This window comes from Methylobacterium sp. AC832, assembly GCF_979256025.1.
On sequence record NZ_CEEDMV010000001.1, the window covers coordinates 1,506,065 to 1,519,430 of the forward strand.

A 13,366-nucleotide genomic window follows, 5' to 3' on the forward strand; every position below is an offset into this window, starting at 1 on the left:
GAGGGCTTTTTCATGTCATGCCCGCCGATGAGCCGGCTCATCGGCCTCGGCGGTACGTCCCGTTTCAGTTCCGCTCAGTGCAGCCAGGACGTGAAGAAGTAGATCAGCAAAATGATCGGCAATGGGATACCGATCAACCACAACAATCCGCCTTTCAGCATCGTCATACTCCAGCTACATCATCGTTCGATCAACGGAATGTGAGCGGATACGGTTCCTGCGGCCGTCTACAGAACCTCCCTGACATGCTTGCCGCTCCGCTCGTAGAAGAACGGGATCGGCAGGTAGGGCGCGAACCCACCGGCGATCTGCAGCTCCAATTCGTCGAGGACGACGCGGGTGATCCGCGGCAGGTCGAGGTTGCGCGCCTCGGCGAAACTCACCCAGGCAAGCTCCACCAGTTCGGATGTCGGCGTGACGATCCCCGGCTGCTCCGCCGCCACGGCTTTCCGGTCGATGGTGAAGAAGCGGGTGTCGAACCGGCGCGGTCGGCCGGGGGGCGTAATCGCGCGCGCCACCAGGTGGAGCGATTCGAGGTCCGGCAGGATTCCGAACTCCTTGAAGGCCGACCAGCTTCCCTCCGGCGCGGTGTCGGGCGGTCCGTATTCCTTGGTGCCCAGGAAAAGTCCGGTCTCCTCGGAGGTCTCGCGGATCGCCGCCAAAGCGAGCGCTCGCCCGAGGGAATGCGAGGCGCGCGGCACGCGCTTGGCCAGGGCATCTTCCGCGCGCGTCGAGAGCGCTCCGGCGACGCTCATGCGGCGATCTCCGGGCTCGATCCTCCCGCCGGGGAAGACGAACTTGCCGGGCATGAAGGCGAGGCCGTCATGGCGCTTGCCCATCAGGAATTTGGGCTGGCGCGCCGTGCGGTCGATGATGATGAGGGTGGCCGCGTTGCGCGGCCGTAGGGTGGCCGGGCGCCGTCGAAGCTCAGAGGCGGCCGAGGCCGGGGGTAGGATTGTCGCTTGGTCCAAGCTGAACCTCCTCGGATCGCGCAATTGCCACGCTTGTCCCCGTCGGTAGCGTGGCAAAGCCTCCCATGCCAAGGGCGTACTGCAATCCGACTACCGCGCCCTTCACCGGCTGCAGCAGGGCAAGCGCCGATCCGAGGGTCACGATCGGCCAGAACGAGAGCTGAAACCACAACGGTACGTCGTAATTCGTCTCGAGTTCGAGAATGAAATAACCGACGATATGGCCGATGATGAAGATTACCACGTAGGGCGGAAGGTCGTCGGCCCGGTGGTGGTGGAATTCGAGCCCGCACGCGTCGCAGGAAGGACGGACCTTCAGGAACTTGCCGAAGAGCTTGCCCTCGCCGCAATGCGGGCAGCGGCACAGGAAGCCGCGCGCCATCGACTTGACGAGGCCGACACGCTCTCCGGGCAGGGTCTCGACGCTCTCGGTCATGGCGATCTACCTTCCGCTTCGGATGTCCAACGCCGCGACCTCATCGCCGAGGTTGGGGCTGGGAAGACCAGTTCCGACGAGGCCCGATCCTACACCAGCCGCCCTAGCGGCGCGACTCGCGGTGGCGCGACCCGGTGTTGCGGATGCCGGCGGGCCTGCCGGGCGGGCCGACCTTGTGGAAGCTCGGCGAGCGCGGGGATCTCGCCCCGCCGACCTGTGGCCGGGACTGACCTTCGGAGACCAGTTCGAAGCGCAGGGCGCCGGCCACGGCCGCCGCTTCCACCAGCCTGACCTCCACCCGGTCGCCGAGGCGATGGGTCTCGCCGCTGCGCGAGCCGACCAGAGCATGCCGCCCCTCGTCGTGGTGGTAGAAATCGTTGCCGATGGTGGAGATCGGCACGAAGCCGTCGGCGCCGGTCTCGTCGAGTTTGATGAAGAGCCCGGCGCGGGTGACGCCCGAGATCTGGCCGGTGAAGGTAGCACCGACCCTGTCGGCGAGGTGATGCGCGATGAGCCGGTCGATGGTCTCGCGCTCGGCCGCCATGGCGCGACGCTCGGCGGCCGAGATCTGCTCGCCGATCTGGTCGAGAGCACCCACCGTCACGTCGGAGGACAAGCCGTCCGGGCCAAGGCGGCAGGCGGCGATCAGCGCCCGGTGGACGATGAGATCGGCATAGCGCCGGATCGGCGAGGTGAAATGGGCGTAGCGCCTGAGGTTCAGGCCGAAATGCCCGAGATTCTGCGCGGCATAGACGGCCTGGGCCTGCGAGCGCAGCACGACCTCGTTGATGAAGATCGCATGCTCGGTCTCGGCCACCGCGCCGAGGATGCGGTTGAACAGGGCAGGGCGCAGGGCACCTTCCTTGGGGATCTTGATGCCGATGGAGGCCAGAACCTCGCCGAGCGCGCGCATCTTCTCCAGGGCCGGCTCGTCATGGACGCGGTAGATCAGCGGCTGTTTCGCCTGCTCCAGGGTCTCGGCGGCGGCCACGTTGGCCTGGATCATGAACTCCTCGATGAGCCGGTGCGCGTCGAGGCGGGCCGGCACCACCACCCGGTCCACGGCCCCGTCCGGCGTCAGCAGCACCTTCCGCTCCGGCAGATCGAGGGCGAGGGGGCCGCGTGCCTCGCGCGCCGCCGTCAGGGCCGCGTAGGCGGCCCAGAGCGGGCGAAGGATCGGCTCCAGCAGGAGCGCGGTCGTCTCGTCGGTGAATCCGTCGATCGCCGCCTGCGCCTGGGCGTAGGACAGCTTGGCGCGCGAGCGCATCATGACCCGGTGGAAGCTGTGGCGCTTCTTCACGCCGTCGGGGCCGATCACCATGCGCACCGCGATGGCGGGCCGATCCTCCTTTTCCCTCAGCGAGCAAAGGTCGTTGGAGATGCGCTCCGGCAGCATCGGCACGACGCGGTCCGGGAAATAGACCGAGTTGCCGCGCAACAGCGCTTCGCGGTCGAGGGCCGAGCCGGGGCGGACATAGGCGGCCACATCGGCGATGGCGACGGTGACGACGAAGCCGCCCTGATTGGCCTCGTCCGGGTCCGGCACCGCCATCACAGCGTCGTCATGGTCCTTGGCGTCGGGCGGGTCGATGGTCAGGAGCGGCTCGGCGCGCCAATCCTCACGGCCCTTCATCCCCACCGGCTCCACCGCGTCGGCCTCGGCCAGAGTGTCGGCGGCGAAGACGTGGGGGATGTGGTGGAGATGCAGCGCGATCAGGCTCACGGCGCGCTCCGAGCCGAGCGACCCGAGGCGCTCGGTCACGCGCCCACGCGGCAAGCCGAACCGGCTCTCGCTGACGAGGCTGACGCTGACGAGGTCGCCGTCCCGCGCCTCGCCTTCCTCGCCGGCCGGAATCGCGATCTCGCGGCCCTGCGCCCGCTTCTCAACGGGCACGATGCGACCGCCATCGGGGCCGGAGCGGTAGACGCCGATCACCTCCGCCTTGTTCTTGCCGATCACCTTGATGACACGGCCGGAATAGCGCCCGCTCTCGCCGGGAATGAGTTCGACGCGCAGAAGGGCGCGGTCCCCGATACCGGGCGCGGCCCGGCCCGGCTTCTTGCCGCTGCGCGGAGAAGAAACCAGGATCTTCGGCGGGGGTCCCTTCGCATGGTCCCATTCCACGGGAACGGCAAAGAAATCGCCATCGCGATCGCGCGACTTGATATCGGCCAGCGTCACCGGCGGCAGCCGGCCGGGCGGCACCAGCCCGGCGCGTCCGCGCTCGATCTCCCCTTCCTCCTCGATCTCCTTGAGGATTCGCTTCAAGCCGATGCGATCGGCACCCTTGATGTTGAACGCCGCGGCGATCTCGCGCTTGCCGACCTTCTCGGTCGCCTGCGCGATGAAGGCGAGAATCTGCTCGCGGGAGGGAAGGGCGCTCTGCCCGGGGTTGGGATTGATGCGTCTGGCCAAATGTCTCTGGGCTCGAACTCGTCTAACCCGCCGCTCATGTCTTCGCGGCGAGAGGTCGAAAAGCCTCAGGCTCGGGCCTTTCCACATCCGTTAACATGGGACCGCGCGAGGCCGGGGGCAATGTTCTTCCGATGTTCATCAACCGGTGGACGCGGAACCGACGATCCGCTCCACCCCGGCATCAATGTCGAAACCCGGATCGGTGATGTCGGCGAGGCTGAACGGGCAGGCGACCGGCAGCGTGAACGAGACCCTGTTCTCAGAGGCACGAAGCTCGGGGGCCTCCGCCTCGCGGACGGCCAAGGTCCAGATCCCGTCGATCTTCAACCCCGCCACCGCCGACGGGTCCGAGGCGAGCGCCGCATGGGCGCGCCTCGCCTCGTCACGCCAGCGAAGACTCGTCGCGTCGTCGGAGATCAGTGCCGCCTTCACGAGACTGGCGAGAAGGGTCTGAAGAATCGTCATCTTTGCTGCGGCCTCCGGCATCATGGATGGTCAACGCGCAAAACCCGCGCCGGGCGACGCATCGGCGGATCCCCGGCACGAAGCACCACCCTCAGAGCCTGTTTGAGTCGCTTTTCCAACGCTCTACCTCATCCTGAGGTGCGGCGTAGCGGCCTCGAAGGAGGCTTTCAGAAATCGCGCGCCAACTGGAGGGCTCTCTCAAAGCCCGCTGACGCGGGCACCTCGGGATGAAGCGGTCTGCTGGGATGATCGACCCTGGCATCAGCATCCGCCGAGACATGCGATCAAACAGACCCCAGTCAGTAGGGCGTGCCCTTGGCGCGCTGCGCCTTCAGGGCCTCGGCATGCCAAACGAGTTCGTCGAGGAACCGCTTGGCGGCCTTGCCTAGCCATTCCTCCTGCGGCACGCCTTCTTCGTCGAGCGCCTTGTGGATGCGGGGGATCGGCAGCAGCGACGCGATGCTCGGTGCGCCGAGCTCGGCCATCATCGCCCGGAGCTGCATCGCCGCGCGGACGCCGCCATATTGGCCGGCCGAGTAACAGACGATGGCCGAAGGCCGCCAGAAATACTCTTCGAGGAAGTGATCCAGCGTGTTCGAGAGGGCCGGCGGGATCGAGTGATTGTACTCGGCCGAGACGACCACGAACGCATCCGACCGGCGGTAGAGCGTGGCGAGGTCCTCGAGCACCGGAGGCGCCTCGCCCTTGGGATATTCCTTGTACATCTTGTCGAGGAGCGGCAGCTTCAACTCCGCCGGGTCCACCAGCGGAGCCTCGATGCCGCGTTCCCGCAGGCGCGCCACGAGGAAGCGCGCCGCGCGCAAGCCCTGGCGTTCGCTGCGGACGGAACCGAGGATGACGGGGATCACGAGGGACATGGCACTGCTCCGGCGAAGATGAACGCGGTGAGTTCATCGTAACGCCGCAGATGAAGGCTGTCGCGTCCTCGCGACCGAACACGCCGGACCTTTACGGTCAGGGCCGATCCTCGCCCTTCGTCAGGCCGCGTTGAGGCAGCACTTCTTGTACTTCTTCCCGCTTCCGCACGGGCAGGGATCGTTGCGGCCGATCTTCACCGGATTGCGGATTGGAAGGCCCGCCCCCTCGGCGGTCCAGGCCAAGGCCCCGATCGGGTCGTCGAACGTGCCGTAGTGCTGTCCGTCGAACCGCTGCATGTCGTTGGGCTTCGCGGTCGCCCGGCGAAGGGTGGTATGAAACCACCCTGCATCGCTGAACTCGTCGCTCAGGCGGCCGTTGGCCCTGGCGGCCGTGCTCCGCAGGGCCAGGTCGGCGTAGCCGAGGAGCGCGATGGTCTCCTCCCAGCCGACCCAGGCGACGTCGCCCTCGACGGCGGCGCGCTTGTCGTCGAAGCGGACGAGGAGATCGTGGGTCTGGGTCCGGTCGATCCGTCTGGTCTGGGTCAGGTAGGCAAGGGCGGCGAAGACCTCGTTGCGGGCAAAGCCATCCACCGTCGAATCAAGCAGCAGCGCATGCATCGGCGCGACGTCCCCGTCGAACAAGCTGGTGAGCACCTTCGCCATGGTGGTGGTCAGCGCGTCGCCGAGGAGGGCGTCGAGCCCGTCGGAATCCTCGCGCCGCAGGATGGTCAGAAGCGGAGCGAAGGCCCGCGTCTCGCCGACCGCCGCCAGGATGTGTACTCCCCAGAACAGCAGGTTGCCCTGCGCTTCGTCGAGCTCCTTGCCGTCTGCCGCCAAAGCGAGAACGGCGAGGACCGGTTCGGCGATGTCGGCCGGGCTCGCCAGGGCCTGAAGCATCGCCTCCTTCGGCAGATGCTTGGCGGCCGACAAGACGTCGATCAGTTCCTGGTTCGCCATGTGATCGGCTTCCTTGTCTGAGGTTCCGAGAGCCGGCCTCAGCCTCTCAAAGTCGCGCCGGTCTTGCGGGCGACCTCGGCGACGATCTTGGCCGTCACGGCCTCGATCTCCGCGTCGGTGAGGGTCCGCTCCACCGGTTGGAGCCGAACCGCGATGGCGACGGATTTCGAGCCGTCGGGAATGCCCGTCCCCTCGTAGATGTCGAAGACGTCGATCCCGGCGATGAGCTTGCGCTCGGCAGCTTGCGCCGCCTTCACCACGTCGCCCGCCGCAACGTCGCGCCCGACGACGAAGGCGAAGTCGCGCGAGATCGCCTGGAAGTCGGAGAGGGCAAGCGCAGGCTTCACCTTGGTGGGGCGGTATTTCGGCAGGGGGATCGTATCCAGCGTGATCTCGAAGGCCACGAGCGTGCCCTTCAGGTCCAGAGCCTTCATCACACGGGGATGGATCTCGCCGAAATAGCCGATTGGGTTCTTCGGCCCGAACTGCATCGTGCCGGAGCGTCCGGGATGAAGCCAGGCGGGGCCACCCGCCACGAGCTGGAGACCGCCGGTCGGCACGCCGAGGGCGGTGAGGAGCGCCAGGGCGTCGGCCTTGGCCTCGAATGCATCGACGGTGGCGGCGGCCCCCGCCCAATGGCGGCCGGCGCCATCGTGGCGTGCCGTTCCCCGGCGAATGGCCGTGGCGCGGATCGACTGGCCTTCGGGCTGGTCGGTCTCGAAGCACTGCCCGACCTCGAACAGGGCTACGTCGCCATAGCCGCGGTCGGCGTTGCGCTGGGCCGCCCGGAGCAGGCCCGGAACGAGGCTCGGGCGCATGTCCGAGAGATCGGCGGCGATGGGGTTGGCCAGCGCCAGATCCGCCTTGCCGCCGCCGAACAGGACGGCGTCGTCATGCGGGATGAACGACCACGTCACCGCCTCCACGAGGCCGCGCGTGGCCAGCGCCCGCTTGGCGAGACGCGTGCGCTTCTGCAGGGGCGTCAGCGTCGCCTTGGCGATGGCGGCATCGCCACGGGTCAGCGGCTTCGGCTCAATCCGGTCGAGGCCGGCGATGCGGATGATCTCCTCCACGAGATCGGCCTTGCCTTCCACATCCGGGCGCCAGGACGGGGTGAGAACCTTCACCCGGTCGCCCGAGCCGGCCACGTGGAACCCGAGGGTCTCCAACGTCACCTTCATCTCGGCGCGGGACAGCTCGATCCCGGCGAGTCGGCGGGTCTCGGTCCAGGGGAAATCGATGACACGCTCGGTCTCGGGCAAGTCACCGGCGATCACCGCCTCGCTCGCCGTGCCGCCGCAGATCTCGACGACCATGCGGGCGGCGAGGTCGAGCCCCGGCAGGGCGAAAACGGGGTCGACGCCGCGCTCGAAGCGGTAGCGGGCATCGGTGATGATGCCGAGGCGCCGGCCGCTCTGGGCGATGTTCACCGGGTCCCACAGGGCGGATTCGATGATCACGTCCACGGTGGCGTCGTCGCAGCCGGAGGCCTCGCCGCCGATAATGCCGCCGATGGATTCGGGGCCGTTCTCGTCGGCGATGACGACGATGCCGTCATCGAGCGCATAGGTCTTGCCGTCGAGCGCCTTCAGGCTCTCGCCGTCGCGGGCGCGTCGGACCGTCAGAGCGCCCTTCACCTTGGCCGCGTCGAAGACGTGGAGCGGGCGTCCGCGATCGAAGGTGAGGTAGTTGGTGATGTCGACGAGAGCGTTGATCGGGCGAAGGCCGATGGCGCGCAGGCGGGCCTGCATCCAGTCCGGGGAGGGTCCGTTCTTCACGCCGCGCACGAGGCGCAGGGCGAAATAGGGGCACAATCCCTTGTCCGCGGGCTCGAAATCGAGGGCGACCGGCACGGGGCACTCGCCCTCGCCACGCACAGGCGGCATCGGCTCGCGCTTCAAGACGCCGATGCCGGCAGCCGAGAGATCGCGGGCGATGCCGTGGATCGAGGTACAATCCGGGCGGTTCGGGGTGAGGTTGATCTCGATGACCGGATCGTCGAGCCCGGCATAGAGCGCGTAGGCCTGGCCGGTCGGGGCGTCCGCCGGCAGATCGAGGATGCCGCTGGACTCCTCGCCGAGGCCGAGTTCGGCGCCCGAGCACAGCATGCCGAGGCTCTCGACGCCCCGGATATTGCCGACCGCCAAGGTCTTGTCGAGACCGGGCACGTAGGTGCCGGGGGGCGCGAACACCGTCTTCATCCCGGCGCGCGCATTCGGCGCTCCGCAGACGACCTGGACGGGTTGCCCGTCGCCGGCATCCACGGTGCAGACACGCAAACGGTCGGCATTGGGGTGCTGTTCGGCCGTGAGCACATGGGCGACGACAAAAGGCGCGAGCGCCGCCGCCTTGTCCTCGATGCCTTCGACTTCGAGACCGATCCGCGTCAGCGTCTCGGAGATGTTCTCCAGAGACGAGTCGGTGTCGAGGTGCTCCTTGAGCCAGGAGAGGGTGAATTTCATGAGTTCGTCTCTTCGGCTCAGAGGGGCCGGGTTCTGGCGATCAGGAGAACCGCAAGCTTCTTGCGGTCGAGCGTCGTGAGAGATTCGATCAACGTCACGGTCTGTTCCGCAAGCTCGATGTAGCGCAACGTCTCGTCATGACGAACCTTCAGAGTAGGCGGCGAATAGTCGGCGGCGTTTCGAGCTTCCTGCAAACTCAGGAAGTTATTGCCGATATCGGTAACGGTCGGTCCGATCAGGTTCGCATCCCGGCTGTTGAGACGCTTCTTTGCCGTTCCATGATCGAGCAGGCGGTAGATCGGTTCGACGATGTCGTTCTCCTGGGTCCACCCGATCAATTCACTCGCGCAAATGAAGCAGAGAGCGTGAAAGACAGAATAGTAGGCCCCGCTGACCGCCCGGCGCATCGCCGCTTTGCGCAGGTTCACCCGGCCGCGCGTGTCCGCGAGCGTGCGGGATGTTTCCAGGAGATCGTAGACGAGTGGATTTCCGAGCCTCGGCATCAGTGCCGGTCCGGCATTGGTTCCGATGGGTCGTCGCCGAGCACTTCGTCATCCGGATAATCGTAGCGGATGTACGGAAATCGCTCCTCCCCCTTATCGAGCAGCCGTTTCCGTAGAGCCGACAGAGCCCTGGTCGAAGCGTCTCCGCTGGTCACCCCTGCCTTCGGCCTGAAATGCGCCGTCACATGAAGCGAGGGCTCACCGTCGAAGTCGGGAGCCGGACGAACATCGGCGCTCTCGAACCCGTGTGGTCCGAGCGTTTCCCGCAGCACCTCGTTGGCGACCTGTCGGATCTCCTGCTCGGTCATGCACGATCCCTCCCTCGGCATCCTAACTCGTCAGCCCGGCCACCAGGCTCGGGATGTCCAGCGGGCGGAAGCCGTAATGCTCCAGCCAGCGCACATCCGCCTCGAAGAACGGGCGCAGATCGGGCGTGCCGTATTTCAGCATGGCGATCCGGTCGATGCCCATGCCGAAGGCGAAGCCTTGGACGAAGTCCGGGTCGTAGCCGCAATTCCTGAGCACGTTCGGATGGACCATGCCGCAGCCGAGGATTTCGAGCCAGTCGGTGCCCTCACCGAAGCGGATCTCGCCGCCTTTGCGCGAACACTGGATATCGACCTCGGCCGACGGCTCGGTGAAGGGGAAGAAGGACGGCCGGAAGCGCATCTTCACCGCATCGACCTCGAAGAAGGTGCGGCAGAACTCCTCCAGCACCCATTTCAGGTTGGCGATGGTGGCGCTCTTGTCGATCACCAGCCCCTCCACCTGATGGAACATCGGCGTATGGGTCTGGTCGGAATCGTGCCGGTAGGTACGGCCGGGGCAGATCACGCGGATCGGCGGCTCCTGGGACCGCATGGTGCGGATCTGGACCGGCGACGTATGGGTGCGCAGCACCTTGCGCTGGCCGTTGCGGTCGGGCGCCAGGAAGAAGGTGTCGTGCATCTCGCGCGCCGGATGGCCGGGCGGGAAGTTGAGAGCGGTGAAGTTGTAGTCGTCGGTCTCGATGTCCGGGCCTTCGGCCACCGAGAAGCCCATATCGGCGAAGATCGCGGTGATCTCGTCCATGACCTGGCTGATCGGATGGATGCGCCCACGCGCTTCCGGCGCCTCACGCACCGGCAGGGTGACGTCGATCCGCTCCGCCGCGAGGCGGGCTTCGAGGGCGGCCTCTGTGAGCGCCTCGCGCCGCGTGGCGATGGCGCCCTGCACCCTGTCGCGCAGGCCGTTGATGAGCGGACCGCGCTCCTTGCGCTCCTCCGGCGTCATGCTGCCGAGGGTCTTCAGCAGGTCGGAGATCGAGCCCTTCTTGCCGAGCGCAGCGACGCGCACGGCGTCGAGGGAGGCCTCGTCGGATGCGCTCCCGACCTGTCCGAGCAGATCACCTTCGAGGGTTTCGAGATCGGTCATCGGTTCAAACCACCGGTTGGCATCTGGCCTTCGGATCGTGTGCGGCCCCCGCGAGCGGTTTTGCGGGTAAGCGCCGCCAATGCAAGCGCGCCTGCCGACGATCCTTTGCAAAAGACGAAGGCGCGGCACCTCTCGGCCCGCGCCTTTCGCATCGACGAATGAGAGGGCGTGTGAACGCGCCTCAGGCAGCCTTCACGAATCAGGCAGCTTTGGCGAGGTCCGGAAGAGCGGCCTTGGCCTTCTCCACGACGACCGCGAAGCTGGCCGGCTCGTGAATGGCGAGCTCGGACAGAGCCTTGCGGTCCACCTCGATGCCGGACTTCGCGAGACCGTTGATGAAGCGCGAATAGGTCAGGCCGTGCTCGCGGACAGCGGCGTTGAGGCGCTGGATCCAGAGAGCGCGGAACGTGCGCTTCTTGTTCTTACGATCACGGTAGGCATACTGCATGCCCTTCTCGACCGCCTGCTTGGCGATCCGGATCGTATTCTTGCGCCGGCCGTAATAGCCACGGGCGGCCTTGAGGACTTTCTTGTGCTTTGCGTGACTGGTCACGCCGCGCTTGACGCGGGCCATGGGTTCTCTCCTGGATTACGAAAACAGTATCGGCTGCGGCGAAGGATTACCGGCTGTTGGGCAGGAAATACTTCTTCACGTTGGCAGCATCGCCCTCGAACAGGGTGGTGGTGCCGCGCAGGTTGCGGATCTGCTTCGTCGTCCGCTTGATCATTCCGTGGCGCTTGCCGGCCTGGGCATACATGACCTTGCCGGTGCCGGTGATCTTGAAGCGCTTTTTCGCGCCCGACTTGGTTTTCAGCTTGGGCATTTGGCTCTCCTGAACGCGCATGCCCTCCGACCCTGGGACAGGTCGAAGGCGTGCGCTCGGTTGATGCTTCTGATGGAGCAGCACGAACCGCCACGGCAGCCCTATCGGCCGGGCGGTTCAACGCGAGGGGGCGTATGACAGAAAAGAGACGTGGTTTCAATGGCGGCTGCGCTCGCCGGGTCGTCGCCTCTCGCCCCCGAGCGCTCGGCAAAGCGACCGCCGTCGGATTTTCCTTGGAAATGCTGCGTCCGGTTGCTTGACAGGCCGGGGTGCGGAAACTAGACCCCCGACACCGCCGGAAACGGGGCGGGACGCCGTGCGGGCGTAGCTCAGTTGGTTAGAGTGCCGGCCTGTCACGCCGGAGGTCGCGGGTTCGAGTCCCGTCGCCCGCGCCACGTCCATCATCGGCCTGCATCATGCGGGACGATCCGAATGCCCGGCTACCCAGATACGCGGGCGTAGCTCAGTTGGTTAGAGTGCCGGCCTGTCACGCCGGAGGTCGCGGGTTCGAGTCCCGTCGCCCGCGCCATTCTCAAGAATTCACGCATCCGATGACGCAGCCTCCAAACGGGTTGCTTTGCGTGATGACCTCGACATGGGGCATTCGTGCACTAGCCTTTTCCCGAGCGTGACTCGCGAAACGGGCTGTCCGAACCATGGCGGGCTTCTTCTTCCTGTACTTCACCGCCTGCATGGCGAATGCACCGGATACCTGCGAATCGAAGCGTCTTCCGCTCGACGTCGTCGATGCGCGAGGATGCATCCGCGTAGCACAGCCGCAGCTGGCGCGATGGGTCGACACCCATCCCGATTACCGCATCACCGCGTGGCGCTGCGGGTCGCCGCCCCGCGATCTCGGTACGCGGATCTGACGCGAATCGGCACCTTCTCGCGCATCGATCAAGTTTCTTCGCCAGAGTGCAATGGCGTGGCGGATCGGACACACCGGCCCGTGCCGCGATCCCGTTCGCGCCGCCGCCGCGATTTCGCCCCATCGCACCGGGATGGCGAAGCCGACGACATGGCAGCGCAGCGAACCGGCACCGAGCGATGATGGCTTTCCCCCTTTCACCCCCCCTGTCGCGGCTGGGCGGCATCGTCCTCTTGGGAAGCCTGCTGGCGATGGGCGGCTGCGGCGGACCGACGATCCTGCCCGATGCCGACAACCTCACGAGCCCGGTGATTCTCGACGAGGGTGCCGCCGCCGCCGCGATCTCCCGCTACAGGGCGTCGCACGGGCTCGGCCCGGTGGTGCTGGATTCGAGCCTGATCCGGGCGGCCTCCTACCAGGCGGAATCCAATGCCCGGGCCGGCAAGCTCAGCCACGAGATCGGTGGCACGTTCGATTCGCGCATGGCGCGGGCGGGATTCGGCCGCTCCTTCGCCGCCGAGAACCTCAGCGCCGGTTCGAATACGTTCGACGAGGTGCTGGCACGCTGGAAAGCCTCATCCGAGCACAACAAGAACATGCTGATGCCTCAGCTGAAGCGAATCGGCATCGCCCGTGTCGATGCGCCGGGTACGCGCTACAAGCGCTTCTGGGCCTTGGTCCTCGCCGGAAACTGAGGCGCATACGTCCTCGCCGCGCGGCTCAATCCGTAAGTTGATCCGACTCGGTCAACCCGTCCTGGATGCTGCGAATGATCGTGCGCATCTCGGGGATCATCGCGATGGCCCTGGCGATCCGCAACGCCTCCTCGCGGGTCATGAGGCCGGTTGCCTCTCGCTTCTCCGGCTCGTCGGAGAAGTAGGTCCAGGCGACGGCCGCTCCGTCCGCATCCTCGACGCAGAAACTCTCGACTTTCTCGACGACGAGCCAGGGGGTGGGGAAGCCGCGCGCGGTCATCGCTCGTCTCTGTCGCCGGGAAGGGGAGGGGCAGCGGGATGGTGGGCGGTGACGGGCTCGAACCGCCGACCCTCTCCGTGTAAAGGAGACGCTCTACCAACTGAGCTAACCGCCCGGTGCGCGCCGCATCGTTAATCCAAGCATCGTCGGGATGGCAACCCTCCTCGGCACGAGGCCGGTGGAGGACCATACGAA

The 13,366-nt window shown here is 66.5% G+C and carries 15 protein-coding genes and 3 tRNA genes; 4 read left to right on the forward strand and 14 right to left on the reverse strand.

Translation table 11 applies throughout. The features are described 5' to 3' along the window. Nucleotides 1-227: 227 nt before the first annotated feature. The 12 genes from AC0IXR_RS07015 to rpmI form a co-directional block, all read right to left on the reverse strand. Complete coding sequence (locus tag AC0IXR_RS07015; RefSeq protein ID WP_311275297.1) at nucleotides 228-971, reverse strand: NUDIX hydrolase; 744 nt, start codon at nucleotides 969-971, stop codon at nucleotides 228-230. Next, on the reverse strand, nucleotides 928-1,407 hold the full coding sequence (locus tag AC0IXR_RS07020; protein WP_056430270.1) for a DUF983 domain-containing protein: 480 nt from the start codon (nucleotides 1,405-1,407) through the stop codon (nucleotides 928-930). The genes AC0IXR_RS07015 and AC0IXR_RS07020 overlap by 44 nt, the downstream gene beginning before the upstream one ends. 103 nt (nucleotides 1,408-1,510) lie before the next feature. Beyond that, nucleotides 1,511-3,823, reverse strand: coding sequence for a ribonuclease R (gene rnr / locus AC0IXR_RS07025; protein ID WP_471760175.1), 2,313 nt, complete (start codon nucleotides 3,821-3,823; stop codon nucleotides 1,511-1,513). Between the two features lie 138 nt (nucleotides 3,824-3,961). Beyond that, nucleotides 3,962-4,288, reverse strand: a complete 327-nt coding sequence (locus AC0IXR_RS07030; protein WP_471760176.1) for a hypothetical protein — start codon at nucleotides 4,286-4,288, stop codon at nucleotides 3,962-3,964. Between the two features lie 299 nt (nucleotides 4,289-4,587). Then, nucleotides 4,588-5,166: an NADPH-dependent FMN reductase gene (locus AC0IXR_RS07035; RefSeq protein ID WP_420604571.1), complete on the reverse strand. Its 579-nt coding sequence runs from the start codon at nucleotides 5,164-5,166 to the stop codon at nucleotides 4,588-4,590. Nucleotides 5,167-5,286: 120 nt separating this feature from the next. Then, nucleotides 5,287-6,123 carry a DUF1186 domain-containing protein gene (locus AC0IXR_RS07040; protein ID WP_471760177.1) on the reverse strand — a complete coding sequence of 279 codons (837 nt, stop codon included), beginning with the start codon at nucleotides 6,121-6,123 and terminating at the stop codon, nucleotides 5,287-5,289. 38 nt (nucleotides 6,124-6,161) lie between these two features. Next, on the reverse strand, nucleotides 6,162-8,585 hold the full coding sequence (gene pheT, locus AC0IXR_RS07045; RefSeq protein ID WP_471760178.1) for a phenylalanine--tRNA ligase subunit beta: 2,424 nt from the start codon (nucleotides 8,583-8,585) through the stop codon (nucleotides 6,162-6,164). A 17-nt stretch (nucleotides 8,586-8,602) separates the two neighbouring features. Next, nucleotides 8,603-9,088: a hypothetical protein gene (locus tag AC0IXR_RS07050; protein WP_056430285.1), complete on the reverse strand. Its 486-nt coding sequence runs from the start codon at nucleotides 9,086-9,088 to the stop codon at nucleotides 8,603-8,605. Next, entirely contained in the window at nucleotides 9,088-9,396 is a 309-nt protein-coding gene (locus AC0IXR_RS07055; RefSeq protein ID WP_056146206.1) for a hypothetical protein, read from the reverse strand. Before AC0IXR_RS07055 ends, AC0IXR_RS07050 begins: the two co-directional genes overlap by 1 nt. A 22-nt stretch (nucleotides 9,397-9,418) precedes the next feature. Further along, the gene (pheS, locus tag AC0IXR_RS07060) at nucleotides 9,419-10,501 is read right to left on the reverse strand and encodes a phenylalanine--tRNA ligase subunit alpha (protein WP_056430288.1); all 1,083 of its coding nucleotides are present in this window, start codon (nucleotides 10,499-10,501) and stop codon (nucleotides 9,419-9,421) included. A 199-nt stretch (nucleotides 10,502-10,700) separates the two neighbouring features. Next, entirely contained in the window at nucleotides 10,701-11,075 is a 375-nt protein-coding gene (gene rplT / locus AC0IXR_RS07065) for a 50S ribosomal protein L20 (RefSeq protein WP_018044556.1), read from the reverse strand. A gap of 46 nt (nucleotides 11,076-11,121) precedes the next feature. Further along, nucleotides 11,122-11,325 carry a 50S ribosomal protein L35 gene (gene rpmI, locus AC0IXR_RS07070; RefSeq protein ID WP_018044555.1) on the reverse strand — a complete coding sequence of 68 codons (204 nt, stop codon included), beginning with the start codon at nucleotides 11,323-11,325 and terminating at the stop codon, nucleotides 11,122-11,124. Between the two features lie 318 nt (nucleotides 11,326-11,643). Between rpmI and AC0IXR_RS07075 the strand changes: the two genes are divergently transcribed. The 4 genes from AC0IXR_RS07075 (at nucleotide 11,644) to AC0IXR_RS07090 (ending at nucleotide 12,891) form a co-directional block, all read left to right on the forward strand. Beyond that, a tRNA-Asp gene (locus tag AC0IXR_RS07075) sits at nucleotides 11,644-11,720 on the forward strand. A gap of 57 nt (nucleotides 11,721-11,777) precedes the next feature. Beyond that, nucleotides 11,778-11,854, forward strand: a tRNA-Asp gene (locus tag AC0IXR_RS07080). A gap of 127 nt (nucleotides 11,855-11,981) precedes the next feature. Further along, nucleotides 11,982-12,197: a hypothetical protein gene (locus tag AC0IXR_RS07085; protein WP_056430291.1), complete on the forward strand. Its 216-nt coding sequence runs from the start codon at nucleotides 11,982-11,984 to the stop codon at nucleotides 12,195-12,197. A 178-nt stretch (nucleotides 12,198-12,375) separates the two neighbouring features. Then, nucleotides 12,376-12,891, forward strand: coding sequence for a CAP domain-containing protein (locus tag AC0IXR_RS07090; RefSeq protein WP_471760180.1), 516 nt, complete (start codon nucleotides 12,376-12,378; stop codon nucleotides 12,889-12,891). Between the two features lie 25 nt (nucleotides 12,892-12,916). On the opposite strand, the gene AC0IXR_RS07095 is transcribed toward AC0IXR_RS07090, so the two are convergent. Both AC0IXR_RS07095 and AC0IXR_RS07100 read right to left on the reverse strand, forming a co-directional pair. Further along, entirely contained in the window at nucleotides 12,917-13,171 is a 255-nt protein-coding gene (locus tag AC0IXR_RS07095) for a hypothetical protein (protein ID WP_207410612.1), read from the reverse strand. Nucleotides 13,172-13,210: 39 nt separating this feature from the next. After that, a tRNA-Val gene (locus AC0IXR_RS07100) sits at nucleotides 13,211-13,286 on the reverse strand. Between the last annotated feature and the right edge of the window lie 80 nt (nucleotides 13,287-13,366).

Bases quoted from the DNA above. Each gene is read 5' to 3' on its own strand.
- AC0IXR_RS07035 (WP_420604571.1), bottom strand. From the start codon at position 5,166: ATGTCCCTCGTGATCCCCGTCATCCTCGGTTCCGTCCGCAGCGAACGC.
- pheT (WP_471760178.1), bottom strand. From the start codon at position 8,585: ATGAAATTCACCCTCTCCTGGCTCAAGGAGCACCTCGACACCGACTCG.
- rplT (WP_018044556.1), bottom strand. From the start codon at position 11,075: ATGGCCCGCGTCAAGCGCGGCGTGACCAGTCACGCAAAGCACAAGAAA.
- AC0IXR_RS07020 (WP_056430270.1), bottom strand. From the start codon at position 1,407: ATGACCGAGAGCGTCGAGACCCTGCCCGGAGAGCGTGTCGGCCTCGTC.
- AC0IXR_RS07055 (WP_056146206.1), bottom strand. From the start codon at position 9,396: ATGACCGAGCAGGAGATCCGACAGGTCGCCAACGAGGTGCTGCGGGAA.
- rpmI (WP_018044555.1), bottom strand. From the start codon at position 11,325: ATGCCCAAGCTGAAAACCAAGTCGGGCGCGAAAAAGCGCTTCAAGATC.
- AC0IXR_RS07095 (WP_207410612.1), bottom strand. From the start codon at position 13,171: ATGACCGCGCGCGGCTTCCCCACCCCCTGGCTCGTCGTCGAGAAAGTC.
- AC0IXR_RS07050 (WP_056430285.1), bottom strand. From the start codon at position 9,088: ATGCCGAGGCTCGGAAATCCACTCGTCTACGATCTCCTGGAAACATCC.
- pheS (WP_056430288.1), bottom strand. From the start codon at position 10,501: ATGACCGATCTCGAAACCCTCGAAGGTGATCTGCTCGGACAGGTCGGG.
- AC0IXR_RS07030 (WP_471760176.1), bottom strand. From the start codon at position 4,288: ATGACGATTCTTCAGACCCTTCTCGCCAGTCTCGTGAAGGCGGCACTG.
- AC0IXR_RS07085 (WP_056430291.1), top strand. From the start codon at position 11,982: ATGGCGGGCTTCTTCTTCCTGTACTTCACCGCCTGCATGGCGAATGCA.
- AC0IXR_RS07090 (WP_471760180.1), top strand. From the start codon at position 12,376: ATGATGGCTTTCCCCCTTTCACCCCCCCTGTCGCGGCTGGGCGGCATC.
- AC0IXR_RS07040 (WP_471760177.1), bottom strand. From the start codon at position 6,123: ATGGCGAACCAGGAACTGATCGACGTCTTGTCGGCCGCCAAGCATCTG.